The organism is Prauserella shujinwangii (assembly GCF_003001955.1).
GTDB lineage: Bacteria > Actinomycetota > Actinomycetes > Mycobacteriales > Pseudonocardiaceae > Qaidamihabitans > Qaidamihabitans shujinwangii.
Genome location: NZ_PVNH01000004.1, coordinates 426,576 through 452,109, shown reverse-complemented (window position 1 = coordinate 452,109; position 25,534 = coordinate 426,576). Strand labels below are relative to the sequence as shown.

The 25,534-nt window shown below is 74.4% G+C and carries 24 protein-coding genes; 18 read left to right on the top strand and 6 right to left on the bottom strand.

The genetic code is table 11. From position 1 onward, the window contains the following. Positions 1-31 precede the first annotated feature (31 nt). The 6 genes from B0I33_RS11925 (at position 32) to B0I33_RS11900 (ending at position 6,269) form a co-directional block, all read left to right on the top strand. Positions 32-472, top strand: a complete 441-nt coding sequence (locus B0I33_RS11925; RefSeq protein ID WP_106178677.1) for an ATP-binding protein — start codon at positions 32-34, stop codon at positions 470-472. An 81-nt stretch (positions 473-553) separates the two neighbouring features. Next, a complete protein-coding gene (locus B0I33_RS11920) occupies positions 554-2,656 on the top strand; it encodes a catalase (RefSeq protein ID WP_106178676.1) in 2,103 nt (700 codons plus the stop codon). Between the two features lie 88 nt (positions 2,657-2,744). Then, a complete protein-coding gene (locus B0I33_RS11915; protein WP_106178675.1) occupies positions 2,745-3,566 on the top strand; it encodes an SDR family oxidoreductase in 822 nt (273 codons plus the stop codon). A 2-nt stretch (positions 3,567-3,568) separates the two neighbouring features. Next, positions 3,569-3,994 carry a DUF4383 domain-containing protein gene (locus tag B0I33_RS11910; protein ID WP_106178674.1) on the top strand — a complete coding sequence of 142 codons (426 nt, stop codon included), beginning with the start codon at positions 3,569-3,571 and terminating at the stop codon, positions 3,992-3,994. 46 nt (positions 3,995-4,040) lie between these two features. Beyond that, entirely contained in the window at positions 4,041-5,027 is a 987-nt protein-coding gene (locus B0I33_RS11905) for a glycosyltransferase (RefSeq protein ID WP_106178673.1), read from the top strand. A gap of 15 nt (positions 5,028-5,042) precedes the next feature. Further along, positions 5,043-6,269 carry a glycosyltransferase gene (locus B0I33_RS11900; RefSeq protein ID WP_106178672.1) on the top strand — a complete coding sequence of 409 codons (1,227 nt, stop codon included), beginning with the start codon at positions 5,043-5,045 and terminating at the stop codon, positions 6,267-6,269. Positions 6,270-6,294: 25 nt separating this feature from the next. Here the strand turns inward: B0I33_RS11900 and B0I33_RS11895 are convergent, their stop codons facing one another. The 4 genes from B0I33_RS11895 to B0I33_RS11880 form a co-directional block, all read right to left on the bottom strand. Beyond that, a complete protein-coding gene (locus B0I33_RS11895) occupies positions 6,295-8,838 on the bottom strand; it encodes an ATP-dependent Clp protease ATP-binding subunit (protein ID WP_106178671.1) in 2,544 nt (847 codons plus the stop codon). Positions 8,839-8,914: 76 nt separating this feature from the next. Further along, positions 8,915-9,805, bottom strand: coding sequence for a glycosyltransferase family 2 protein (locus B0I33_RS11890; protein ID WP_106178670.1), 891 nt, complete (start codon positions 9,803-9,805; stop codon positions 8,915-8,917). Next, the gene (locus B0I33_RS11885) at positions 9,802-10,647 is read right to left on the bottom strand and encodes a glycosyltransferase family 2 protein (protein WP_106178669.1); all 846 of its coding nucleotides are present in this window, start codon (positions 10,645-10,647) and stop codon (positions 9,802-9,804) included. Before B0I33_RS11885 ends, B0I33_RS11890 begins: the two co-directional genes overlap by 4 nt. Continuing rightward, positions 10,644-11,534 (bottom strand): polysaccharide pyruvyl transferase family protein, encoded by an 891-nt coding sequence (locus B0I33_RS11880; RefSeq protein WP_106178668.1) that lies wholly within the window; start codon positions 11,532-11,534, stop codon positions 10,644-10,646. The genes B0I33_RS11885 and B0I33_RS11880 overlap by 4 nt, the downstream gene beginning before the upstream one ends. 76 nt (positions 11,535-11,610) lie before the next feature. Here B0I33_RS11880 and B0I33_RS11875 point away from each other — a divergent pair, with 76 nt between their 5' ends. The 9 genes from B0I33_RS11875 to B0I33_RS11835 all read left to right on the top strand — a co-directional run bounded on the left by B0I33_RS11875 (position 11,611) and on the right by B0I33_RS11835 (position 22,063). Beyond that, entirely contained in the window at positions 11,611-12,564 is a 954-nt protein-coding gene (locus B0I33_RS11875; protein WP_106178667.1) for a UDP-glucuronic acid decarboxylase family protein, read from the top strand. Between the two features lie 458 nt (positions 12,565-13,022). Continuing rightward, the gene (locus B0I33_RS11870) at positions 13,023-14,660 is read left to right on the top strand and encodes a carbamoyltransferase family protein (protein WP_106178666.1); all 1,638 of its coding nucleotides are present in this window, start codon (positions 13,023-13,025) and stop codon (positions 14,658-14,660) included. Next, on the top strand, positions 14,657-16,129 hold the full coding sequence (locus B0I33_RS11865; protein ID WP_106178665.1) for an HAD-IIIA family hydrolase: 1,473 nt from the start codon (positions 14,657-14,659) through the stop codon (positions 16,127-16,129). Before B0I33_RS11870 ends, B0I33_RS11865 begins: the two co-directional genes overlap by 4 nt. Next, positions 16,126-17,187, top strand: coding sequence for a glycosyltransferase family 9 protein (locus B0I33_RS11860; protein ID WP_106178664.1), 1,062 nt, complete (start codon positions 16,126-16,128; stop codon positions 17,185-17,187). The genes B0I33_RS11865 and B0I33_RS11860 overlap by 4 nt, the downstream gene beginning before the upstream one ends. Then, positions 17,184-17,747 (top strand): D-sedoheptulose-7-phosphate isomerase, encoded by a 564-nt coding sequence (locus tag B0I33_RS11855; protein WP_106178663.1) that lies wholly within the window; start codon positions 17,184-17,186, stop codon positions 17,745-17,747. The genes B0I33_RS11860 and B0I33_RS11855 overlap by 4 nt, the downstream gene beginning before the upstream one ends. Beyond that, a complete protein-coding gene (gene rfaE2 / locus B0I33_RS11850) occupies positions 17,744-19,168 on the top strand; it encodes a D-glycero-beta-D-manno-heptose 1-phosphate adenylyltransferase (RefSeq protein ID WP_106178662.1) in 1,425 nt (474 codons plus the stop codon). The genes B0I33_RS11855 and rfaE2 overlap by 4 nt, the downstream gene beginning before the upstream one ends. Further along, entirely contained in the window at positions 19,165-19,851 is a 687-nt protein-coding gene (locus tag B0I33_RS11845; protein WP_106178661.1) for an SDR family oxidoreductase, read from the top strand. The genes rfaE2 and B0I33_RS11845 overlap by 4 nt, the downstream gene beginning before the upstream one ends. Next, a complete protein-coding gene (locus tag B0I33_RS11840) occupies positions 19,842-20,837 on the top strand; it encodes a glycosyltransferase family 9 protein (protein WP_106178660.1) in 996 nt (331 codons plus the stop codon). The genes B0I33_RS11845 and B0I33_RS11840 overlap by 10 nt, the downstream gene beginning before the upstream one ends. Continuing rightward, on the top strand, positions 20,777-22,063 hold the full coding sequence (locus tag B0I33_RS11835) for a UDP-glucose dehydrogenase family protein (protein WP_106178659.1): 1,287 nt from the start codon (positions 20,777-20,779) through the stop codon (positions 22,061-22,063). Before B0I33_RS11840 ends, B0I33_RS11835 begins: the two co-directional genes overlap by 61 nt. A gap of 47 nt (positions 22,064-22,110) precedes the next feature. Here the strand turns inward: B0I33_RS11835 and B0I33_RS11830 are convergent, their stop codons facing one another. Beyond that, complete coding sequence (locus B0I33_RS11830) at positions 22,111-22,527, bottom strand: CBS domain-containing protein (RefSeq protein ID WP_106178658.1); 417 nt, start codon at positions 22,525-22,527, stop codon at positions 22,111-22,113. 223 nt (positions 22,528-22,750) lie between these two features. Here B0I33_RS11830 and B0I33_RS11825 point away from each other — a divergent pair, with 223 nt between their 5' ends. The 3 genes from B0I33_RS11825 to B0I33_RS11815 all read left to right on the top strand — a co-directional run bounded on the left by B0I33_RS11825 (position 22,751) and on the right by B0I33_RS11815 (position 24,667). Beyond that, positions 22,751-23,140 (top strand): anti-sigma factor antagonist, encoded by a 390-nt coding sequence (locus B0I33_RS11825; RefSeq protein WP_245900615.1) that lies wholly within the window; start codon positions 22,751-22,753, stop codon positions 23,138-23,140. Between the two features lie 33 nt (positions 23,141-23,173). Beyond that, a complete protein-coding gene (locus B0I33_RS11820; RefSeq protein ID WP_146147484.1) occupies positions 23,174-23,602 on the top strand; it encodes a hypothetical protein in 429 nt (142 codons plus the stop codon). A gap of 159 nt (positions 23,603-23,761) precedes the next feature. Then, on the top strand, positions 23,762-24,667 hold the full coding sequence (locus B0I33_RS11815) for a hypothetical protein (RefSeq protein ID WP_425440471.1): 906 nt from the start codon (positions 23,762-23,764) through the stop codon (positions 24,665-24,667). Between the two features lie 6 nt (positions 24,668-24,673). Here B0I33_RS11815 and B0I33_RS11810 read toward each other — a convergent pair whose 3' ends face one another. Beyond that, on the bottom strand, positions 24,674-25,462 hold the full coding sequence (locus B0I33_RS11810; RefSeq protein ID WP_106178917.1) for a sugar phosphate isomerase/epimerase family protein: 789 nt from the start codon (positions 25,460-25,462) through the stop codon (positions 24,674-24,676). Positions 25,463-25,534 lie beyond the last annotated feature (72 nt).

Genomic DNA, 25,534 nt, shown 5'->3' with positions numbered 1-25,534 from the left:
GCGCCCGGCCCGTGCGGGTACCCGAGGCGACATGCGAGAACCTGAGCTCGCGGAGTGGATCGGGTACCGCTCCGCCGGACCCGTCGAGCTCCGGCTTCCCGCCCAGGCGCGTCAGCTGTCGTTGTTGCGCACGGTGGCGCACCAGGTGGCACTGGGGGCTGGCTTCGACCGCGACGAGGTCGCCGACATCAAGCTCGCCGTCGACGAGGCGTGCACCTGCCTGATCAGCAGGTCGGTTCCCGGGGCGATGCTGTCCTGCCGGTACATCACGACACCGGAGGCGGTCCGGGTGACCGTGTCGACCACCACACGGGAAGGCACGCTGCCCAGTCAGGAGGCCTTCGGCTGGCAGGTGCTGCGGACGCTGACCGACTCGCTCGCCGCCTGGCGGGACGAGCAGAACGGGCACCGGGCGGCCGACCGCGCCGTGCACATCGTGTTCGCCAAGCTGAGGCACGTGAGCGTGCACTGAATGCAGGGGCGGTTTGCCGGTACCCGCTGCGGGTAGCCCGGCGGCAAAGACACCGAAACCGTGCGGAGAGGCCGATCGACCGTGCCCGAACGCTCCGACGACAAGAACCGGCAGCTCGACCGCTTCCGTGACCACCAGGAAGGCACCGCCCTCACCACACAGCAGGGCGTGCGGGTCGACCACACCGACGACTCGCTGACCGTGGGCGAGCGGGGGCCGACCCTGCTCGAGGACTTCCATGCCCGCGAGAAGCTGACGCACTTCGACCACGAGCGCATCCCCGAACGCGTCGTGCACGCGCGCGGCGCGGGGGCGTACGGCTTCTTCGAACCGTACGACGACTGGCTGGCCGGCTACACCGTGGCCGACTTCCTCACCGACCCGGACACGAGGACCCCCGTTTTCGTGCGGTTCTCGACGGTGGCCGGCTCGCGGGGCTCCGCCGACACCGTGCGCGACGTGCGAGGCTTCGCGACGAAGTTCTACACCCGGCAGGGCAACTACGACCTGGTCGGCAACAACATGCCCGTCTTCTTCATCCACGACGGGATCAAGTTCCCCGACTTCGTGCACGCGGTGAAACCCGAGCCGCACAACGAGATCCCGCAGGCGCAGTCGGCCCACGACACGCTGTGGGACTTCGTGGGGCAGCAGCCGGAGACCATGCACATGATGATGTGGCTGATGTCCGACCGGGCACTGCCGCGCAGCTACCGCATGATGCAGGGCTTCGGGGTGCACACCTTCCGCCTGGTCAACGCCGAGGGCAAGGGAACGTTCGTCAAGTTCCACTGGAAGCCGGTGCTCGGCACGCACTCGCTCGTGTGGGACGAGACGCAGAAGATCGCGGGCAAGGACCCCGACTTCAACCGCCGCGACCTGTGGGACGCCATCGAGGCCGGCCAGTATCCCGAGTGGGAGCTGGGTGTCCAGCTCGTCGAGGAGGACGACGAGTTCTCGTTCGACTTCGACCTGCTCGACGCCACCAAGATCATTCCGGAGGAGGAGGTGCCGGTGCGGCCGGTCGGCCGGATGGTGCTGGACCGCAACCCGGACAACTTCTTCGCCGAGACCGAGCAGATCGCGTTCCACACCGCGAACGTGGTGCCCGGCATCGACTTCACCAACGACCCGCTGCTGCAGGCCCGCAACTTCTCCTATCTGGACACCCAGCTGATCCGGCTGGGCGGGCCGAACTTCTCGCAGCTGCCGGTGAACCGGCCGCTCGCGGACGTGCACCACAATCAGCGTGACGGTTACGGCCAGCAGGCGATCCACAAGGGACGCACGTCGTACTTCAAGAACACGCTTGGCGGCAGTTGTCCCGCGATCGCCGACTCGGGCACCTTCTCGCACTACACGGAGAAGGTGGAAGGGCACAAGATCCGCGAGCGCAGCGAGAGCTTCAAGGACTTCTACAGCCAGGCGACGCTGTTCTGGAACAGCATGTCCGAAGTGGAGGCCGAGCACATCGTCAGCGCGTTCCGGTTCGAGCTCGGCAAGGTGGAGACGATGCCCGTGCGCGAACGCGTGGTCGAGCACCTCAACCACGTCGACCACGGCCTCGCCCGGCGGGTGGCCGAGGGCATCGGCGTGCCGCCACCCACGGCGGAGGCCACCCCGAACCACGGCCGCTCCTCGCCCGCGCTGTCCCAGCTCAACGCGCCCCCGCACAAGATCGAGACCCGCAGGATCGCGGTACTCGCCGCGGACGGCGTGGACGCCGAGGGCACGCGCAGGCTGGTCGAGTACCTGACCAAGCGGGGCGCGATCGCCGAGGTGCTGGCGCCCGCCGAGGGCCGCCTGCGTGCGGGAACCGGCGAGGACCTGCCCACCGACCGCGCGCTGAACACGATGGCGTCGGTGCTCTACGACGCCGTGGCGGTGCCCTGCGGTCCGGACAGCAACGCGACCCTCGCGCGGGACGGCTACGCCGTGCACTTCGTCACCGAGGCGTACAAGCACGCCAAGCCGGTCGCGGCGTTCGGTTCCGGCCTGAAGCTGCTGCGCACGGCCGGGGTGGCCGAACCGCTGGCCGAGGACACCGGGGTGCGCGTCGAGAACGGTGTCGTGACGTCGAAGGCGGCCGAGCGGTCCCTGCCCGAGGAGTTCTTCGACAGCTTCGCGGGTGCGCTCGCCCGGCACCGCGTCTGGGACCGCCGCACCGAGTCCGTACCCGCCTGACCCAGCGTGGGCTCGTGAGTGAGAAACGTCGTTCTTACCACGTTCCTCACTCACGACCGCCCCCGCACCCGCCAACCGAGGAGCGAACGTGAACCAGCCAGCACCACTCCCCGAGGAGAGCGACCGCCCGCGCACGGCCGTGGTGACCGGCTCCGACTCCGGGATCGGCAGGGCCATCGCCGTGGCACTGGCCGGGGGCGGGCTCGACGTCGGCATCACGTACCACTCCGACGAGGCAGGCGCGACCGCGACCGCCCAGGAGGCCAAGGAGCAGGGTGTGTCGGCGGCCGTCCGCCGCCTCGACCTCACCGACCTGCCGACGGCGGGCGCGGTGATCGACGAGCTGGCCGACGACCTCGGCGGCGTCGACGTGCTCGTCAACAACGCGGGCACCGGGCTCAGGCAGCCGTTCATGGAAACCGACTTCGACGCCTGGCGCCAGGTGCTGTCGATCGACCTCGACGGCGCGTTCGTCTGCGCGCAGCGCGCCGCCAGGCACATGATCGAGGCAGGCCGCGGCGGGCGGATCATCAACATCACCAGCGTGCACGAGCACGAGCCGAAGTACGGCGCCGCGGCGTACTGCGCGGCCAAGGCCGGGGCCGGGGCACTGACCAAGGTGCTGGCGGTGGAGCTCGCCGAGCACGGGATCACCGTGAACTCGGTGGCCCCCGGCGAGATCTCCACGCCGATGACCGGCCAGGAGAACGCGGACCCTGCCGAGCGGACCCGCGCGGGCATCCCGCTCGGCAGGCCGGGGCACGCCCGCGAGGTGGCCTCCGTCGTCGCCTTCCTGGCCACCCCCGCCGCCGGATACGTCACCGGCGAGTCCGTGGTGGTGGACGGCGGGCTGATGCGGACCGCGTGCCTGGACACCAAGGCGCCGATGTGGGCTGACCCGGACCGGTGACCATGGGTGAGCCGGCCACCACGTACCGCCCCCGCATCACGTGGCTGCGGGGCCTGGCCCTGCTGATCGGCGTGGGGTACCTGGCGCTGGGCGTCGCCGGTTTCGTGGTCACCGGCGGTGGCGGCGTCGGCTCCGAGCCAAGCCGCACGGCCTGGCTGTTCGGCGTGAGCGCACCGCTCAACATCGTGCACACCGCGGTCGGGCTGCTCGGTGTCGGCGCCTCCCGCACCGGGTCGACCGCCCGGCTCTACGGCTGGCTGACGTTCTTCGGGTTCAGCGGCCTCACCGCGTACGGGCTGGTGGCGGCCCTCACCGACCTGCCGGGCAACCTGGTGAACGTCAACGCGCCGGACGTGTGGCTGTACGCCTGCACCGCGGTGGCCGGGCTGGCGCTCGCGTTCGTCCCCGCCCGGCACCGCGACCGTTAGCAGTCCATAGTGTTTAGTCCCGGTCGCGCCGGGCTATCACTGTGGCATGCGAGAGGCCACGTCTCCCGGTCGGCCGGTGCCCGGCGAGCTCAACGTGCTCGTCTGGCACCTGCACGGTTCGTGGACCACCTCGTTCGTCCAAGGTGGACACCGGTACCTGTTGCCCACGCTGCCCGAAGGGGGCCAGTGGGGCCGCGGCCGGTGCGGCCGGGACTGGCCGGACACCGCCGTCGAGGTTCCCGCCGACCGGCTCCGGGACACCGACGTCGACGTCGTCGTGCTGCAGCGGCCGGAGGAGCTGGACCTGTGCGAGCGGTGGCTCGGCAGGCGGCCCGGCACTGACGTGCCCGCCGTGTACGTCGAGCACAACACCCCGCGCGAGCACGCGGCCACGTCCCGGCATCCGGTGGCCGACCGGGACGACATCGTGCTAGCCCACGTCACCCACTTCAACGAGCTGATGTGGGACAACGGCCGCGCGCCGACCACCGTCATCGACCACGGCATCGTCGACCCCGGCTACCGCTACACCGGTGAGCTGGAACGCGCCGCCGTGCTCGTCAACGAGCCGGTGCGCCGTGGCCGGATGGTCGGCACGGACCTGCTGCCGGTGTTCACCGAGGTCGCCCCCGTCGACCTGTACGGCATGGGGCTGGCGGGCCTCGCCATCGACGGCGTCACCCCGGTGGGCGACCTCGGCCAGGAGGCGCTGCACCGCGAGATGGCCCGCAGGCGCGTCTACGTGCACACGGCCCGCTGGACGTCGCTGGGCCTGTCCCTGCTCGAAGCCATGCACCTCGGGATGCCCCCGGTCGTGCTCGCGTGCACCGAGGCCGCCGTGGCGGTGCCCGAGGAGGCCGGTTTCGTGTCCACGGACGTCACGCGGCTCGCCGCCGCGGTCCGGACGCTGCTCGCCGAGCCGGAACGCGCCGCGCGCATGGGCAAGTCGGCACGGGAACACGCACTGGCGCACTACGGGCTGGCGGCATTCCTGCGGAACTGGGACGCCCTGCTGGAGCGCGTTCTGTCCTGATCCTGGGAGGGAGCAATGCGGATTTCCATGGTCTCCGAGCACGCCAGCCCGCTGGCCGCACTCGGCGAGGTCGACGCGGGAGGACAGAACGTGCACGTGGCCGAGCTGTCGGCCGGACTGGCGCGGCTCGGCCACGACGTGACCGTCTACACCCGGCGGGACGATCCGGGCCTGCCGGACGAGGTCGGCACGCCCGGTGGCTACCGCGTGGTCCACGTGCCCGCGGGGCCCCCGCGGTACGTGCCGAAGGACGAGCTGCTGCCGCACATGGGCACCTTCGCCGACCACCTGGAGCGGATGTGGGGCGGCGACCGGCCCGACCTGGTGCACGCCCACTTCTGGATGTCCGGGCTCGCCTCCGTGCTCGCCGCGCGCGCCCACGCGCTGCCGGTGGTGCAGACGTTCCACGCGCTCGGCGTGGTCAAGCGCCGGTACCAGGGCGACGACGACACCAGCCCGCACGAGCGCGTCCGCCTGGAGCGCATGGTCGGCCGCCACGCCACCCGCGTCGCCGCGACCTGCTCGGACGAGGTGTTCGAGCTGGCGCGCATGGGCGTGCCCCGCGCCCGCATGTCGGTGGTGCCGTGCGGCGTCGACCTGGGGTTGTTCACCCCGGACGGTCCCCGCGCGCCCCGCCGGCACCGGCACCGCATCGTCTCCGTCGGCAGGCTCGTGCCCCGCAAGGGCTTCGACGTGGCGATCGCCGCGCTGGCGGCGCTGCCGGAGACCGAACTGGTCATCGCGGGCGGCCCCGAGGGCGGCAGGCTGTCCGAGGACGCCGAGGCGCGGCGGCTGCTGGACTTCGCCGAGCGCGTCGGCGTGGCCGACCGGGTCCGGATGCCGGGGCAGGTCGCCCGCACGGACATGCCCGCGCTGCTGCGCTCGGCCGACGCGGTGGTGTGCACGCCCTGGTACGAGCCGTTCGGCATCGTGCCGTTGGAGGCCATGGCCTGCGGCGTCCCCGTCGTGGCCGCCGCGGTCGGCGGCCTCACCGACACCGTCGTCGACGGTGTCACCGGCACCCTCGTGCCGCCACGCAACGCCGACGCACTCGCGGTCGCGCTGCGCAGGCTGCTCGGCGACAGCGCGCTCCGGGACGCCTACGGCATCGCGGGCGCCGACCGCGCCCGCTGCCGGTACTCCTGGGACCGCATCGCCGCCGACACGCTGCGCGTCTACGAGCGGGCGGTGCCCTCCGCGGCGAGGTTGGCCTCCCCCACCACCCGCTCGGCCACCTCGTAACGCCGCGAGTCCCCCGCTCCGGGCCTCACTCACGCGAGGATTCCACGCGCTGCGAGACGTCGAAGTCGAGCCTGCCGTCGGCGACGCCGATGCGCACCCGGGACCCGGCCGTCACGCTGCCGTCGAGCAGCATCGTGGACAGCACGTTGTCCACCTCCCGCTGGATGGTGCGGCGCAGCGGCCGGGCGCCGTACTCCGGCTGGTAACCGGCCTCGGAAAGCCACCGCACGGCTTCCGGATCCACCTCCACCTCGACGTCCTGCGCGTGTGCCTTGCGCCGCGTGTCCTCCAGCAGCAGCGAGGTGATGCGCTGCAACTGCTCGGCCGACAGCCTGCGGAAGACGATGATCTCGTCGATGCGGTTGAGGAACTCGGGCCGGAACGAGTCCCGCAGCCTGCGCATGAGCCGCTCACGCAGCGGCTGCTCGGTATCGGCCTCGCTCGGCGGGGCGAAGCCCAGCGCGCCCTGGGTGCCGGACAGCACCAGCTCGGAACCGATGTTGCTGGTCATGATGAGCACCGTGTTGGTGAAGTTCACGGTGCGGCCCCTGCCGTCGGTGAGCCTGCCGTCGTCGAGCACCTGCAGGAGGACGTTGAACACCTCGGGGTGTGCCTTCTCGATCTCGTCGAGCAGCACCACCGAGTACGGGCGGCGGCGCACCGCCTCGGTCAGCTGGCCCGCCTCCTCGTAGCCGACGTACCCGGGCGGGGCGCCGATGAGCCGGGACACCGTGTGCCGCTCGCCGTACTCGGACATGTCGATCCGGATCATCCGCTCCTGCTCGCCGAACAGCGCCTCGGCGAGCGCGCGGGCCAGCTCGGTCTTGCCGACCCCGGTCGGCCCGAGGAACAGGAAGCTGCCGGAGGGCCGGTTCGGCTCGGCCAGCCCGGCCCGCGTGCGGCGCACCGCCTCGGCCACGGCCTCGACCGCCTCGTCCTGGCCGACGACGCGCCCGTGCAGGTGCTCCTCGAGGCGCAGCAGGCGCTCCCGCTCCTCCTGGGTGAGCTGGCTGACCGGGATGCCCGTGGTCCGCGAGACCACCTCGGCGATGTCCACCGCGCTCACCTCGGGCGCCCCCGCGGAGCGCCCGTCGTGCTTGGACTCGTGGAGCTGGACGCGCAGCTCGTTGATCTCGTCCCGCAGCGCGGACGCCCGCTCGTAGTGCTCCTCGCTGACGGCCTGGTCGCGGTCGCGGCAGAGCTGCTCCAGCCTGCCCTCCAGCTCCCGCAGCTTGTCCGGCCGGTGCCCGGAGCGCATCCGGACGCGCGCACCAGCCTGGTCCACCATGTCGATGGCCTTGTCCGGCAGGTAGCGGTCGGTGATGTAGCGATCGGACAGCGTGGCCGCGGCCGACAGCGCCTCGTCGGTGAACCGCACCTGGTGGTGGGCCTCGTACTGGTCGCGCAGCCCGTGCAGGATCGCGAGGGTGTCCTCCACGTTCGGCTCGGGCACGAGGATCGGCTGGAAGCGCCGCTCGAACGCCGGATCGGTCTCGATGTTGGCCCGGTACTCGTCGAGCGTCGTCGCGCCGACGATGTGCAGCTCCCCGCGCGCCAGCGCGGGCTTGAGCATGTTGCCCGCGCCCATCGACCCCTCGGAGGCGCCGGCGCCGACCACCGTGTGCAGCTCGTCGATGAACACGATCAGCTCGTCGCGGTGGCCGCGGATCTCGTCGAGCAGCTTGCTCATCCGCTCCTCGAAGTCACCGCGGTAGCGCGTGCCCGCGACGAGCGAGGTCAGGTCCAACTGGACGACCCTGCGGTCCGCCAGCGTGTCCGGCACCTGGCCGTCGGCGACGCGCTGGGCGAGTCCCTCGACGATGGCCGTCTTGCCGACACCCGCCTCCCCGATCAGCACCGGGTTGTTCTTGGTGCGGCGGGACAGCACCTCCACGGTCTGCTCGATCTCGTCGTCGCGGCCCACCACGGGATCGATCTCGCCGTTGCGGGCCATGGCGGTCAGGTCGCGGCCGTAGGTGTCGAGTGTCTCGGTCTGGCTGGCGCCCTGCTGGGCCCGCTGCGCGCCGGGCTGCGCCGCGGCGGCGGGTCCCTGACCGGACAGCGTGCGCCGCATCGAGTCGGGCGTGATGCCCGCCTCGGCCAGGACGCGGCCCGCGGTCAGGTCCTGGTTGGCGACGAGCGCGAGCAGCACGTGCTCGGGCCCGATGTAGGACGCCTGCAGCCCGCGGGAGATCTGGTGCGCGTCGAGCAGCACCCGCTTGGCCGCGGGCGTCAGCGTGGGCGCCACGCTCCGCTGCTCCCCGCGCTCGGCCTCGCTCGCGATCCGCTCGGCCAGCTGGTCGGGGTCGGCGCCCGCGCGCTGGATCAGCTCGCGGCTGCCGGGGGTGCGCGTCGCCGCCCAGAGCAGGTGCACGGAGTCGAGCTCGGCTCCACCCCACTCGGCGACCTGCTGGACCGCCGCGGCGAGCAGTGCCTGCGCCTGCTCGCTCATCAGCCGCGTGATGCCGACGGCGTGCGGTCGCCTGCCCGGCACGGCGTTACCGAAGAAGTGCGCGAGCATCGCGTCGAACGGGCTGGGGCCGGGGTCCGCCCCGAAGAAGCCGGTCATGGGCACTACTCCTCTGCCGGAAGGGTGGCGATGTCCTTCCCCCGCCTACCCACGTCCGGGAGTGCTCAACCGGCGGTCAGCCGACGTAGCGGCGGGCCGCCGAGCGGCGCTGCGACTCCTCCAGCGACCGCAGCCCGGCCTCGACGCTCGCGGGCACCACCCGCCGCTCGCGCAGCACCCACGGCAGGCCGCGCAGTGCCTCGGCGACGGCGGCGGCGGTGGCCCGGTCCGCCGGCGCCGAACGCAGGACGTCGGCGGTGCGCCGGGCCACGCTGCGCCAGGGCCTGCGCAGCCACAGGGTCCACAGGGTGTTGCGGATGCCGAGCTGGCGCCGCCGCCGGGGGTCGCGCTGCCGCGAGGGCGCGTGATGGATCACCACGTCCTCGGCCCAGCACATCCACCAGCCGCGGGCGGCGAGGTCGAGGGCGAGCAGCTCCTCCTCCCCGCCGAGCCACATCCTCGGCGAGAACCCGCCGACCTCCCGGAACGCGCTGACCCGGAACGTGGACAGACCAGCCATGACCCCGAGCAGCGCGGGTCCGGGCAGCCAGTCCGGGCCCCGCACCGGGGAGTGCCGCAGCTCGGGGGTGATGGGGTCCTCCTCCAGGCCCGGCTCGACGAGGCAGCGGCCGGTGACCGAGCCCAGTCCAGGGTGGGCGTCGAGCAGGTCGGCCGCGCGCGTGAGCGCACCGGGCTGCCAGCGGGTGTCGTCGTCGCAGAACGACACGTACGGGGTCGTCACCTGGCGCACGGCGACGTTGCGGGCGAGCGCGCCCAGGTTGCGCTCGCAGCGCAGCAGCCGCACGCCGGGGAACCGCTCGGCGACCGCGTCGGCGGTGCCGTCGGCGGAGGCGTTGTCGGCGACCACGACCGGCGCGCCGTCCGGCAGCGCCGTCATGTGGCCGAGTGTCCGCAGCGCCTCCTCCCTGCGGTTGTGCGTGATCATCACGACGGTGACCCGGCTCATCGGCGCTCCAGTTCCCTGACCTGTGTCTCGACCGCACCCGGCAGCGGATCGCGGGCGGCGAGCGCGCGCGGCAGCCTGCGCAGGGCGCTCGCCGCGGCGCGCGGGTCGCGCACCAGCGGGCGGGCGGCCCGCACGCACTCGGCCGGTGGGCGGCGCATCCACGTGATCAGCGCGTTGTTGCGCCGTTCCAGCCGGTGCCGCCACGCCGACGGCGGCCGGGTCGACGAAGGGTGGTGGTGGGCGACGATCTCGTCGGCGTAGCACAGCGCCCACCCGCGCGCCGCGAGGTCGTAGGACAGCAGCTTCTCCTCGGCCGCGAAGTGCAGCACCGGGCTGAACCCGCCCGCGTCGAGGAACGCCGCCCTGCGCACGATCGCCGAGCAGGCGAGGAAGCCGAGCACGAGCGGACCCGGCAGGTCCGCGGGTTTGCCGAGCGGGCTCGCGGCCATCTCGGCGCACACCGGGTCGGGCTTCTCGCCGGGCCCGACGAGCGTGCGGGCGGCGAGCAGGCCCAGCCGGGGATAGGCGTCGAAAAGCACTTCCGCGCGCGGCAGGGCGTCCGCGGCCCACCAGGAGTCGTCGTCGCTGAAGGCGACGAAGGGGGTGTCCGCGGCGCGGACGCCGACGTTGCGCGCGGCCGCTCCCGCGTTGCGGGGCAACCGGATCAGCCGCGCGTGGGGGAACTCCCGCAGCGCGCGCGCCCCGGTGTCGTCGGTGGAGGCGTTGTCCACCACGACGATCGGCGGGCGTGGCCGCAGCGCGGACAGCATGCCGAGGCTGCGCGCCAGCTCGCCGGCGCGGTCGCGGGTCGCGATCACCACGGTCGTCCTCGGTCCGGTCACCGGCGCACCTCCGCGATCAGCTCGGCCAGCAGCGGGTGCGGGCCCGCCTGGGGCGCCGCGCGGCCCTCCGCGCGGGCCCGCCCGCCGTCGGAGAGGCACCACGTCCACCAGCGGCCGAGGGCCGCCTCGGCATCGGGGCCGGTGACCTCCTCGGCGGACAGCACGGCGGGCCAGTCGAGCGCGCGGGCCTGCGCGGTGACCTTGCCGCCGCCCGCGACCGGGTCCACGGCGAGCGCGGGCACCCCGGCGCGCAGGGCGAGCACCATCCCGTGCAGCCGGGTGGTGAGCACGACGTCGAGCCGCCGCAGCAGGGAGGTGAACTGGTCGGCGGTCGCGCAGTGCCGCCAGTCGGTGGTGTCCAGGCGCGTGTCGAGCGGGACGCGGGCGCAGTCCAGGCCGCCCGCCCACCGCAGCAGCGCCTCGTGCACCCGCTCATGCCTGCGGCGCGCGCCGTACTCCCGCTGGCCCGGCGCCAGCACGACCCCGGTCACCGGGACCGGCGACGTGCCCGCCGACAGTGAGAGGTCAGGGTGGGCCGCGGGGCCGCCGTCGCGCGGCAGCAGCCGGTGGAAGCCGGTGGCCGCGGGGTCCGCCGGGTCGATCACGGAGACACCGACGGCGATCCGGCGGCAGCGGGCAAACCGCTCGTGCAACCACCGCACCTGCTCGCCGTGCGCGGGCCCGCAGGCGAACACCAGGTGGGTGTAGCGGCCCGGGTCGACGTCGCCGAGGTGCAGCTCGCCGGGCAGGAAACCAGGGCTCCACGCCGCGTCGGCGGCGATCCCCGCCCCGGACAGCGCCGCGCCGACCCGGCGCATGCTGAGCACGTCGCCCGCGGTCGCCTCGCCGTGCACGAACGACGGCCAGCCGGTCACGAGCACTCGCATGTGCCCACCTGTACCCGCCCGCGCCGCCGCGCTAACCATGCCGTTTCGGCGCCGTCCGATCGGGTAGTCCCGCCGTATGCATACCGTCTTCACGCACGCGCTCGTCACCGGTGGCGCGGGGTTCGTCGGCTCGCACGTCTGTGAGAACCTTGTCCGTTCCGGGACCAGAGTGGTGTGTGTGGACAACTTCGCCACCGGCGCGCGGGAGAACATCGCGCACCTGCTGCCGGAACAGAGCTTCGAGCTCGTCGAGCACGACGTGACCGAGCCGCTGGAACTGCCCGGCGGCGTCGACGTGGTGCTGCACCTGGCCTCCGCGGCGTCCCCAAAGGACTACCTGCGGTTGCCGATCGAGACCCTGCGCACCGGATCGCTGGGCACCGAACGGATGCTGGAGTTCGCGGGCAGGCACGGTGCGCGGTTCGTGCTCGCGTCCACCAGCGAGGTGTACGGCGATCCCCTGGAGCACCCGCAGCGGGAGGGCTACTGGGGCAACGTGAACCCGGTCGGGCCGCGCAGTGTGTACGACGAGGCGAAGCGGTACGCGGAGGCGCTCACGATGGCCTACCGCCGCGAGCGGGACGCCGACGTGGCGATCGCGCGCATCTTCAACACCTACGGCCCGCGCATGCGTGCCGGGGACGGGCGGATGATCCCGACCTTCGTGACCCAGGCGCTGGCGGGGGAACCGCTGACAATCCAGGGATCCGGCGAGCAGACCAGGTCGGTGTGCTACGTCACGGACACGGTCGCCGGGCTGCTCGCGCTGGCGCACAGCGAGCTGACCGGGCCGGTAAACATCGGCAACCCGCACGAGCTCCCGGTGTGGCGGCTGGCCGACGAGGTGCGCGCGCTCACCGGGGCGCGGTCGGGGGTGCGCCGGGTGGACGGCGCCGAGGACGACCCGCGCCGCCGCTGCCCGGACATCTCGCTGGCACGCGAGGAACTGGGCTGGCGGCCCGAAGTCGCGCTGGGCGAGGGACTGCGCCGCACCATCGACTGGTTCGCCGCGCGCCACGCCGCCGCCTGAACCGCCGCTCCCCAAGGCCACCTTGGTTGCGTTGGGGCGCTGGGGCGCGCTGGGCGCGCTGGGCGCGCCGGATGCACGGGACGCAGTCAAGGCCACCTTGGGTGCGTTGGGTGCACTGAAGGTGGCCTTCACTGCGTCCGAGTGCGGGCGGGGGCTTCCGGGCGCGGGCGGTGCGGGTGCTGTTCATTGCGTTCGGTAGTGACGGCGGCGAGTGCGGTGAAGGTGGCCCTGACCCCGCCGCCCCCGCCGGTGCGCCCGCGGTGAATGGCACATTCCCTGCGCTCAACGCAGGCGATGTGCCATTCACCGCCGCGGGGCCGCGGGGCCGGGCAGTCAATTCCTGTGTGTAGCGACGTCCTGGGCTTTCCGGGGGTTTCGGTTTAACCGTCGCTGCAAGGGGTAGCGGTTGTAGTGGGGTCGCGAACGCGACCGAGGACCACAGGCGGGAGGTAACCCACGTGCGCATTCTCGGGATCAACGCCGTTTTCCACGATCCCGCCGCCGCGCTGATCGTGGACGGGGAGATCGTGGCCGCGGCCGAGGAAGAGCGGTTCAGCCGCCGCAAGCACGGCAAGGAACCCGTGCCGTTCTCGGCGTGGGAACTGCCGGAGAAGTCCGCGCGGTGGTGCCTGGAGCGGGCCGGGCTGACCCCGGACCAGCTCGACGCCGTGGGCTACTCCTACGACCCCGGCCTGGTCGACCACGACCTCGACGGCACGGACCCGGGATGGGAGGAACTGCGGACGCGCTACGCCGAGCGGGCGCCGCACTTCCTGCGGACCGCGCTGCCCGGGCTGGATCCCGGCATTGTCCGGTTTGTCCGGCACCACGTCGCGCACGCCGCGTCCGCCGCGCTGGCCGCGCCGTTGGGCGACTCCGCCGTGCTCGTCGCCGACGGCCGCGGGGAGTCCACTTCGTACCTCGCGGGCGAGTACCGCGACGGCAAGTTCGAGGAGCTGGCCACGCAGCGCCTGCCGCACTCGCTCGGACTGGCCTATGAGGACCTGACCGCGCATCTGGGATTCCGCCGCTCCAGCGACGAGTACAAGGTGATGGCCCTCGCCTCCTACGGCGAGCCACGGTTCCTGCCCCGGCTTCGCGAGTTGGTCTATACCACTGGGGACGGCGGATACCGCACCGAGCCGATCGACTGGGCGTCGTTCGCGCCCGCGCGCACGGCCGCCGGCGAGATGCTGCCCGAGCACGCCGACCTCGCCGCGAGCATGCAGCAGCGGCTGGAGGAGGTGCTGCTGGAGCTGGCCGGCTGGCTGCACGACCGCACCGGCGCGACCGACCTGACGCTCGCCGGTGGCGTCGCGCTCAACTGCGTGGCCAACACCCGCCTGCACGCCGAGGGCCCGTTCGAGCGGGTGTGGGTGCAGCCCGCCTCCGGCGACGCGGGCACCGCGCTCGGGGCGGCCCTGCAACTGGCCGCCGACCTCGGGGAGCGGGTCGCGCCGATGACCGGCGCCGACCTCGGTCGCGACTGGACCGACGCCGAGATCGAGGAGAAGCTGCGCGCCGCGAAGGTGCCCTACGAGCGGCCGGACGACATCGCCGAGACCGTCGCCGAGGCCCTCGCCCACGACGCGATCGTCGCGTGGTTCCAGGGCCGCGCCGAGTTCGGGCCGCGCGCGCTCGGCCACCGCTCGCTGCTCGCGCATCCCGGCCGCGCCGAGAACCTGGAGCGGCTCAACGACGTGAAGGGCCGCGAGCAGTTCCGCCCGGTGGCGCCGATGGTGCTCGCCGACCGCGCGAGCGAGCTGTTCGGCCGCGGCCCGCTGCCGAGCCCGTACATGCTGTTCGTGCACGACGTCGCCCCCGCGTGGCGCGAGCGTGTCCCGGCCGTGACGCATGTGGACGGTACCGCGCGCATCCAGACGGTCGACCCGGGAACGGAACCGGTCGTGGCCCGCATGCTGACCGCGTTCGAGCGCCGCACCGGCCTGCCGACCGTGGTGAACACCAGCCTCAACACCGCGGGCAGGCCGATGGTCGACAGCCCGGCCGACGCGCTGGAGTGCTTCGGCTCCGCCCCCGTCGACCTGCTCGCCATCGGACCGTTCGCCGTGCGACGGCCCGGGAGCGCCGCATGAGCACCGAGTACACCGTCGTCATCCCCACCGCGGGCCGCGACAACCTCGCGGCACTGCTGCGGGCGCTCGACGACGGCGCCGGTCCCCGGCCCGCCGAGGTGATCGTCGCCGACGACCGGCCGGACGGCGGCCCGCTGGCGCTGCCGGAGCTGCGGCTGCCGGTGCGGCAGGTCCGCTCGGGCGGCCGGGGCCCCGCGGCGGCACGCAACACGGGCTGGCGCGCGGCCCGCACCGAATGGATCGCGTTCCTCGACGACGACGTGCTCACGCCGCCCGACTGGCCGCGGCGGCTGGCGGACGACCTGACCGGCCTGGACGAGGACGTCGCCGCGTCGGTGGCGCGCCTCGTCGTGCCTGTCCCGGAGGGCAGGCGGCCCACCGACGACGAGCGCGCCACGCTCGGCCTCACCGGGGCGCGCTGGATCACCGCGGACATGGCCTACCGGCGGATCGCGCTGCTCGAGGCGGGCGGGTTCGACGAGCGGTTCCCCCGCGCGTTCCGGGAGGACGCCGACCTGGCGCTGCGGGTGCGGCACGCCGGCTACCGGATCGCGGAGGGCACGCGCACCACGACGCATCCCGCGGCGGACGGGGACTTCCTCGCCAGCCTGCGCAGGCAGCGCGGCAACGCGGACAACGCGCTGATGCGCCGCAAGCACGGCCGCGCGTGGCGGCAGCGGATCGGCGAGGGCCCCGGCAGGCTCGGCACGCACGCGCTGACCACCGCCGCCGCCGCGGGCGCGCTGGGCCTGCTCGCGGCACGCCGCTGGCGGGCGGCGACCGCGCTCGGCGGTCTGTGGACCGGGCTGACCGGGCAGTTCGCGCTGCGCCGCATCCTGCCCGGTCCCCGCACCCCGCGCGAGATCGGCCGGATGCTCGTGACGAGCGCGCTGATCCCGCCCGCCGCGTGCCTGCACCGCGCGCGCGGCGAGCTGCGGCACCGCAGGCCCTCGGCGGTGCTGTTCGACCGGGACGACACGCTGATCGAGGACGTGCCGTACCTCGGTGACCCGGAGAAGGTCCGCCCTCGGCGCGGCGCGGCCGAGGCACTGCACCGGCTGCGGGCCGACGGCGCGCTGCTGGGCGTGGTGAGCAACCAGTCCGGGATCGCGCGCGGCTACCTCACGCCCGGTGCGGTGCGCGCGGTCAACGCGCGGGTCGACGAGCTGCTCGGCCCGTTCCAGACGTGGCAGGTGTGCCCGCACGGCGACGCCGACGGCTGCGGCTGCCGCAAGCCGCGGCCGGGTCTGGTGCTGCGCGCGGCGGAGCAGCTGGGCGTCGAACCTGCCCGGTGCGTGGTCATCGGCGACACCGGGGCCGACGTGGCGGCCGCCGCGGCCGCGGGCGCGCACGGCATCCTCGTGCCCACCGCGCGCACGCTGCCCGGGGAGGTCGAGCGGGCCCGCCGCGAGGCGCACGTCGCCGCCGACCTCACCGAGGCGACCGAGCTCGCGAGGGGGCTGCTGTGAGCCCGCGCGTGCTCGTGGCCCGCCTGGACAACGCGGGCGACGTGCTGCTCGCCGGTCCGTGTGTGCGCGCCGTCGCCGCCGGGGCCGAGTCGGTGACGCTGCTCGCGGGGCCGCGCGGGCGCGCGGCGGCGGACCTGCTGCCCGGGCTCGGCGAGGTGCTCGAGTGGTGCGCGCCGTGGATCGACCCGGAACCGCCCGAGACGACCCAGGACCACGTGGACGCGCTGGTGAAGCAGGTGCGGGACCTGGGGCCGGACGTGGCGCTGATCCTCACCTCGTTCCACCAGTCGCCGCTGCCGCTGGCGCTGGCGCTGCGCCTGGCCGGCGTGCCGTGGATCGGCGCGATCAGCGAGGACTACCCCGGATCGCTGCTGGACCTGCGGCACCGCGTGGACGGGGACCCGCCCGAGGCCGAGCGCGCGCTGTCGCTCGCCCGCGCGGCCGGGTTCGACCTCCCGCGCGGCGACGACGGCGCGCTCGCCGTGCGGCGCCCGCTGCCGGACGTGACCGGGCTGACCGGCGCGGCCGGTGGGGACGGCTACGTCGTGGTCCACCCCGCCGCGTCCGTGCCCGCCCGGCAGCCGTCGGTCCGGCACGCGGGCGCGTTCGTCCGCGCGCTCGCCGAGGCCGGGCATCGCGTGGTGGTCACCGGCGCGCCCGGCGAGCGGGAGCTGACCGCCGAGGTCGCCGCGGCCGCGGGGGACGCCGGTGACGTCGGTGACGTCGGTGACACGGTCGTCGACCTCGGTGGCCGGACCGATCTGCGCGGGCTCGCCGCCGTCCTGGACGGCGCGCGAGCCGTGGTCGCGCCCAACACCGGCCCCGCCCACCTCGCGGCGGCGGTCGGCACCCCGGTGGTCTCGCTGTTCGCCCCCGTCGTACCCGCGGCGCGCTGGGCGCCGTACGGCGTGCCCACCGTTCTGCTCGGCGACCAGGACGCCCCGTGCCGGGGCACGCGGGCGCGGGTGTGCCCCGTCGAGGGCCACCCGTGCCTCGCGATCGACCCGGCCGAGGTCGTCTCGGCCGTCGGGCGACTCACGTCAGGAGGTTTCGCGTGATCGAACAGCACTTCGCGGCGCTGCGCGGCGCTCTGGACCGGATCCAGGCGGCGGCGCCCACGATCCAGGACTGGGGAACGCACCTGGCCGCCGTGCTCGGTGGTGGCGGCAGGCTGCTGGCGTGCGGCAACGGTGGCAGCGCGGCGGAGGCCCAGCACCTCACCGGCGAGCTCGTCGGCAAGTTCCTGCACGACCGGCAGCCGCTGTCCGCGATCGCGCTGCACGCCGACACCTCGGCGGCCACCGCGATCGGCAACGACTACGGCGAGCACGAGCTGTACGCCAGGCAGGTTCGCGCGCACGGCCGCCCCGGTGACGTGCTGGTGGCGCTGTCCACGAGCGGGCGCAGCCAGAACGTCGTCGCCGCGGCCAAGACCGCCCACGAGCTGGGCGTGACGACGTGGGCGCTGACCGGTCCGGCACCGAATCCGCTGGTGTCGCTGTGCGATGACGCGATCGCCGTGGACGAGCCGAGTGTGGCGACCGTGCAGGAGCTGCACCTGGCCGTGGTGCACGCCCTGTGCGCGCAGCTCGACGAGGCACTGGGGGTGCCCACGTGAGGCCGCTCGTGGTGGTCGGTGACGCGCTGCTCGACGTCGACGTCGAGGGCACGGCGGACCGGCTGTGCCCCGAGGCGCCGGTGCCGGTGGTCGACGTCGCCCGCGAGTGGCGGCGGCCGGGTGGCGCCGGGCTCGCCGCGCTGCTGGCCGCGCGGACCGCGCCCGACGTGGTGCTGGTGACCGCGCTCGGCGACGACGAGTCCGGCCGGGCGCTGGCGGAGCTGCTGGGCCGGGACGTCCGCGTGGTGCGGGTGCCCATGGACGGCGAGACGGTGCGCAAGACCCGCGTGCGGGCGGCCGGGCAGTCGCTGCTGCGGCTGGACACCGGCGACGGCAGGGCGAGCCGGGCTCCGCTGCCCGGCCGCGCCACGGCGGCGCTGCGGGAGGCGGGCGCGATCCTGGTGTCCGACTACGGGCGGGGCCTGGCCGCGCATCCCGGGCTGCGGCGGCTGCTGGCCGAGCTGGCCCCGCGCGTGCCGCTGGTGTGGGACCCGCACCCGCGCGGACCCGCCCCCGTGCCGGGCGCCACGGTCGTGACCCCCAATGACGCGGAGGCTCTCGGCTTCGCGGACGGCTGCGCGCGGCCCGCCGAGGCCGCCGCCGCGCTGCGGGAGGCGTGGGCGTGCACGGCCACGGCGGTGACCGTGGGTGAGCGGGGCGCGCTGCTGTGCGGTCCCGGCGACGGCCCCGCGACGGAGGTGCCGATCACGTCGGGCGCGAAGGTCACCGGCCCGGTGCGCCCGGACACCTGCGGCGCGGGCGACCGGTTCGCCAGTGCCGTGGCCACCGCCCTGGTCGACGGCGCGGACGTCGGCAGGGCCGTGCGGTCCGCGGTCGACGCGGCGTCCCGGTTCGTGGCCGCGGGCGGGGCGGCGGCACTGTCCGTGGCCGCCGGTGCCACGTCCGGCGAGACCGGCACGGGTGGCCCCGGGAAGGCCGGGGACATCGCGAACGCCGGGAACGCCGGGAACGCCGCGAACACCGCCGGGTTCGCCGAGCGGGTGCGCAGGCGCGGCGGGCGCCTGGTCGCCACCGGCGGCTGTTTCGACGTGCTGCACCCGGGCCACGTCAGCCTGCTGCGGCAGGCGCGGGCACTCGGGGACGCGCTGATCGTGTGCCTGAACTCGGACGAGTCGGTGCGCGGGCTCAAGGGACCGGCCCGGCCGCTCGTCCCCGAGCGGGACCGGGCGCGGTTGCTCGCGGAGCTGGAGTCCGTCGACGCCGTCGCCGTGTTCGACGAGTCGTCCCCCGCCGCGCTGCTGGAGCGGCTGCGGCCGGACGTGTGGGTCAAGGGCGGCGACTACGCGGGCGAGGACCTGCCCGAGGCGGAGGTCGTGCGCAGGCATGGGGGCGAGGTCGTCCTCGTGCCCCTGGTCGAGGGGTACTCGACCACCCGACTACTCGCGGAAGGAGCGCGATGACAGACCTGGGGAACGTGCTGATCACCGGTGGCGCGTCCGGACTGGGCGCCGCGACGGCGGAGGCCGTGCGGGAGGCGGGCGGCACGCCGCTCGTGCTCGACCGGGCGGAGCCCGCGCCGGGCATCGAGCACCGGCTCGCCGACCTGGCGGACACCCCCGCCGCCGAGAACGCGGTGCGGGAGCTCGCCGAGCACGCGGGCGGGCTGGACGCGGTGTTCACCGCCGCCGGCATCGACGCGTGCGGTCCGCTGGACAGGGTGCCGGGCAAGGACTGGGAGCGCGTCGTGCAGGTCAACCTGCTCGGCACGGCCGCCGTGGCCAGGGCCGCACTGCCGTACCTGGAGCGCTCGGGCGGCACGCTCGTCACGTGCGCGTCCACCCTGGGCCTGCGCTCGGTCAGCGACGCCACCGCCTACTGCGCGTCGAAGGCGGGCGTCGTCGGCTTCACCCGGGCGCTGGCCGCGGAGACGGCGGGGCGCATCGGCGTGACGATGCTCGTGCCCGGCGGCATGGACACCGCGTTCTTCGCCGACCGCGACGAGCAGTACAAGCCGCCACCCGACGCGAAGCTGAACCGGCCGGAGGACGTGGCGAAATCGGTGCTGTTCGCGCTGCGCCAGCCGCCCGGCTGCCAGGTCAGGGAGCTCGTGGTGTGCCACTCGGAGGAGGGCTCGTGGCCGTGACGCTGGCGCTGCGCGCGCTGGGACTCGGCGACCTGCTCACCGCGGTCCCGGCGCTGCGCGCGCTGCGCCGCGCCACGCGGGGCGACCGGCTGCTGCTGGCCGCGCCGGACGTACTCGGCCCGCTGGCCGCGCTGAGCGGGGCGGTGGACGAGGTGTGGCCGACGTCCGGGCTCGGCGCGCTGCGCCCGCCGCCGGAGCCGCCCGCGCTCGCCGTGAACCTGCACGGCAGCGGCCCGCAGAGCAGCGCCGACCTGCTGGGCACCCGGCCGGCGCGGCTGATCACGCACTGGCACCCGGACGTGCCGGAGGTCGCCGGGCCGCCGTGGCGGGCCGAGCAGCACGAGGTCGTGCGCTGGTGCCGCCTGCTGGAGTGGCACGGCATCCCCGCCGACCCCCGTGACCTGTCCCTGCCGCCGCCCCCGGCACCCAGCCCCGCCCCCGGGGCCGTGGTGGTGCACCCGGGTGCCGCCTATCCGGCGCGGCGCTGGCCCGCCGAGCGTTTCGCGGCGGTGGCGCGGGAGCTCGCCGCGGCGGGTCACGACGTGGTGGTCACCGGCGGGGCCGGGGAGCGGGCGCTGGCGGCGCGCGTGGCGGCGCTGGCGGGCCTGCCCTCCGGGGCGGTGCTCGCCGGTGAGACCGACCTGACCGGGCTCGCCGCCCTCGTCTCCGCCGCCGCGCTCGTCGTGTGCGGCGACACCGGCGTCGGTCATCTGGCCACCGCGTTCGGCACCCCTTCGGTGCTGCTGTTCGGGCCGACCGCGCCCGCCCGCTGGGGCCCGCCCGCCGATCCCCGGCACGTCGTGCTGTGGGCGGGCGGCACCGGAGATCCCTTCGCCGCGCACCCCGATCCGGGCCTGCTGCGGTTGACCGAGAAGGACGTGCTCGCGGCGGCGTGGCCGTTGCTCACGCGAGAGGACGAGACGACATGCCAGACGGGACCCACTCGTACGAGGTCGGCGTCGTCGGCGCCGGGTACGTCGGTCTGACGAGCGCCGCCTGCCTCGCCCACCTCGGGCACCGCGTCACCTGCGTCGACGTGGACGGCGAGAAGGTCGCGCGGCTGCGCCGGGCGGACGTGCCGATCGAGGAGCCCGGCCTGCCTGCCCTCGTCGGGGAGGGCCTCGGCCGCGGCGTGCTGCGGTTCTCGACCGAGTTCGCCGACCTCGCCGGAACGGATGCCGTGCTGCTGTGCGTGCCGACGCCCACCGGCGACGACGGTGGCGCCGACCTGCGCGCGTTCGACCGGGCGCTCGGCGCGCTCGCGCGGACGCCGCGCACCGGGGTCGTGGTGGTGAAGTCGACGGTGCCCGTGGGCACCACCGCGCGGACGCAGCGGGAGCTGGGCAGGCCCGCGGTGAGCAACCCGGAGTTCCTCCGCGAGGGGCACGCGGTGCACGACTTCCTGCACCCGGACCGGATCGTCGTCGGCGGCACTGACCCGGCGGCGGCCGAGCTCGTGGCCCGCCTGTACGCGGGGCTCGACGCGCCCGTGCTGCGCACCGCGCCCGCCAGCGCCGAGCTGGCGAAGTACGCGAGCAACGCGTTCCTGGCGCTGAAAGTGTCCTATGTCAACGTGCTCGCCGAGCTGTGCGAGCGCTACGGCGCCGACATCGGCGAGGTCACCGGGACCATGGGCCGGGACGACCGCATCGGCGGGGCGTTCCTGGCACCCGGCCCCGGCTGGGGCGGGTCCTGCCTGCCGAAGGACACACGCGCGCTGCTGCGCGCGGCGGACGACGCCGGGGTGGACTTCGCGGTGCTGGACGGGGCCGTGGCGGCGAACGCGCACCAGCGGGAACGCGTGGTCACGAAGGTGCGGGAGGCCGTCACCGGTTCGCCGCACGGCTCGCTGCGGGGTGCGCGCGTGGGACTGCTGGGGCTGACGTTCAAGGCCGGGACCGACGACGTGCGGGAGTCACCGGCCGTCGCCGTGGCCCACCGGCTGGCCGCGGCGGGAGCCCACCTCACCGGGTACGACCCGGGCGCGAGCGGGCCCGTCGACGGCGTGCAGCTGGTGGACGATCCGGTGCTGGTGGCGAAGGACGCCGCCTGCATCGTGCTGCTGACCGAGTGGCCCCAGTTCCGGGAACTGGACTGGCCCCAGCTGGCGGGGCTGGCCGAGCAGGCCACGGTCGTCGATTGCCGCAACCTGCTCGACCCGGCCGCGCTCGCCGAGGCCGGTTTCGGTTACCGGGGGCTCGGCCGCTCGTGAGTGCGGAACGTGGTTCTCACGACGTTCCGCACTCACGAGGCGGGTGGTCAGTCCTGGGAGATGGAGCCGACGACGGCGCCGGTCTTCTGCTCGGGCTGGGTGCGCGCGGCGTCGGCCTGCGCCACGATCCCGACCAGCTCACCGTCCCGCACCACGGGCACGCGGCGGATCTGGTGCCGGGCCATGACGGCCAGCGCCTGCTCGACGTCGTCGTCCGGCGTGACGGAGACGACCTCGCCCTGTGCCAGCTCGCCCGCGTGCACGGCGACCGGGTCCTTGCCCTCCGCGAGCACCTTCACGACGATGTCGCGATCGGTGAGCATGCCCTTGAGCTGCTTGTCCTCGCCGCGGATCGGCACCGAGCCGATGTCCTCGGACGCCAGCAGCCGGGCCGCGCGGGCGACGGTCTCGCTCGTGTCCACGTAGGCCGGGTCGCTGGTCATGATGTCCCGTACCGCTGTCATCGCCCTCTCTCCTTTGCGTCGCGACGGGAGCTTCCACCCTGCGGTTACCCGCGTGGATCGCGGCCATGCGCCCCGGCGGGCGCCACGGAGGGACGAAGTTGCAGCGTGCGGTTTGCCTGACGCGCGTATGCCGCTACGCTTCGGCCAGTCAGGGCGGTTAGGCAGTCAGCGGCCGTGACGGCCCCATTGGGCGGCTCGTGCCCTGGACACCGCTGGAGGCTCCGTGTCCGACCTTCCACCACCCAGCCCGCTCCTCGCGATCGAACGGGAGCACCACGGCATCGCCCTCGTCGTCCGCGTCAAGGGTGAGATCGACCTGAGCACCGCTCCCGAGGTGGAACGGCACGTGCAGGACGCCCTCGACTCGCTGGTACCGCCCGCCCCGCTCGTGCTCGACCTGAGCGAGGTCGCGTTCCTGGGTTCGTGTGGCCTGGCGCTGCTCGCGTCCAGCACCGAACGCGCCGCCGCGCGCGGCACCCCGCTGCGGGTGGTGGCCCGGCAGCGGGCGATCAGCCGCCCGGTCGAGGCCGTCGGCCTGGACGACACGCTCGTGCTGCATCCCTCGCTCGAGGCCGCGCTGCGCGCGGACGAGGAAGCCCCCGGCGGGCGGTGAGTACCTCGGCGCTCCGGGGGTACTCCGGTGCGCGTGACCGCCTACATCCGACGCCGCGCACGCCGGCTGCGCCTGGAGGCCCGCACCTGCGGCGACCTGGAGCGCGCCGCGGGGACGGCGTGGCCGCGCGCGGACGGGTCGCCGTCGTTCACGTTCTCGTTCGCCGGGCGCCTCGGCACGGTGCTGTCCCTGTTCGGAGTTCGCCGGGCGAACTCGCGGTTGCGGATCACCGACGGCAGGCTGCGGGTCCACTTCGGCCCGTGGTGCTTCGGCACCCCGCTGACCAACCTGGCCGCCGTCCGGCTCGCGGAGGACCGCGTGACGCTGGTGTTCCGGGAGCCGGTGCACGGTCACGAGCCGATCGGGCTGCGGCACCGCTCGCTGACGCTGCGGGTCACCGATCCCGGACGGCTCGCCGACGCGCTGCGCGTGCGGGTCCCGCGTCTGCGCGACGGCCCGTGAGCGACCCACCCGCCCGGGAAAAGCTCCCCAATGTGGCATCGGTTGCGCTCGACGCACCGAATGCCGCATCGGGTGCGTTCAACGTACCCAATGCCACATTGGGGAGCTTTCCGCCCGGGCGTGTCCGGTCCGTTCAAGAACGGGGGCCGGGGTGCGGCGATGCTGTACCGCATGGACAGGGAACTCGACATCGACACCGCAGCCGCCACCGCCTTCCAGAGCACGCACGCCCGGCTGCTCGACCGGCACCGGCTGCGCCTCGTGCTCGGCACCGGCGACCCGGAGGCCACCCTCGCCGCGCTGGGCGCCTACCGCAACCCCGACGGCGGTTTCGGTTGGGGACTCGAACCCGACCTGCGCTCACCGGAGAGCCAGCCGGGCGCGGCGCTGCACGCGTTCGAGGTGTTCGCCGACATCGCGCCGCACACCTCGCCCTGGGCGGCCGGGCTGTGCGACTGGCTGGAGTCGGTGACGCTGCCGGACGGCGGGCTGCCGTTCGCGCTGCCGGTGACCGATCCCACCGGATGCGCGCCGTTCTGGGCCGGGGCCGACAGCACGACGTCGTCCCTGCAGATCACCGCGGTGGTGGCCGCCGTCGCCCACCGCGTCGCCCGCCACGACCCGGCGGTCGCCGCCCACCCGTGGCTGGCGGGGGCCACCCGGTTCTGCCTCGCCGAGATCGCCGGGCTCACCGCACCGCACGCGCTGGAGCTGGCGTTCTCCGTCCAGCTGCTCGACGCCGTGCACGACCGCGAGCCGGAGGCGGCCCCGTTGCTCGACGGGCTCCGCGCGCACCTGCCCGCCGACGGGCGGGTGCCCGTGGCGGGCGGCGCCGACGGCGAGTCCCTGCGGCCGCTCGACTTCGCGCCGCTGCCGGACCGGCCTGCCCGTGCCCTGTTCGGTCCCGGCGTCGTGGCCGCCGACCTGCGCCGCCTCGCCGCGGAACAGCGGCCGGACGGTGGCTGGGCCGTCGACTTCACCAGCTACTCCCCCGCCGCGGCGCTCGACTGGCGGGGGCACGCCACCGTCCGGGCCGTGTCCGTCCTCCTCGCGTCCGGCGGGTGACCGGCCTCAGAACCGCAGGTTCGCCAGGTAGTCGAAGCCGACCTGGGCGGTGTGCAGCGGGTCGCTCGGCGAGTCGTGCTCGACGATGTAGTGCTGCACGGCCCCGGCGCACGTCCTGCGGAAGATCTCCGCGAAGTCGATCGTGCCCTCCCCGAGGTTCGCGAAACCGCCGCCGGGCGCGCGGTCCTTGACGTGGTACTGCTTGACCCGCCCGAAGTACCGGTAGTACTCGGCGACCGGGTCGGCGCCGCCGGTGACCACCCAGTACAGGTCGTACTCGAAGTGGACGTTGCGCGGACTGGTGTTGCGCGCGATCACGTCGATCGGCCGCACGCCGTCGATCGGCTCGTACTCGTGGGCGTGGTTGTGGTAGCCGTAGCGGATCCCGGCCTTGCGGAACGCCTCCCCCGCGCGGTCGAGCCGCCGCGCGAACGCCTCCCACTCGGCGAGCGTGCCGTAGCGGGCCCAGGCGCAGTCGGCGTAGTGGTAGCCGAGCACGCGCGCGTCGGCGACGAGCTGGTCGATGTCCGCGCCGTCGAAGCCGACGTGCGCGGACACCGCCCGCAGCCCGTAGGTGTCCAGCAGGCCGCGGAACTCCTCCGCGGACCGGCCGTAGGTGCCTGCCAGCTCGACGTTGCGGTACCCGATGTCGGCCAGTGCCTCCAGCGTGCCCTCCAGGTCGGCCTCCAGCGCGTGCCGCAGCGTGTAGAGCTGGATGGCGATCCGCTCCCGCGGCAGCCGCCGCCCCGGCCCGCTCCAGGCGGCGTTCGCGGTACCCGACAGCGCCCCGGTCATGCCCGCCACGGCGGCCGCGCCCGCGGCCGTCCGCAGCAGCGACCTCCGGGAAAGGTGCCTGCCCTCGCTGGT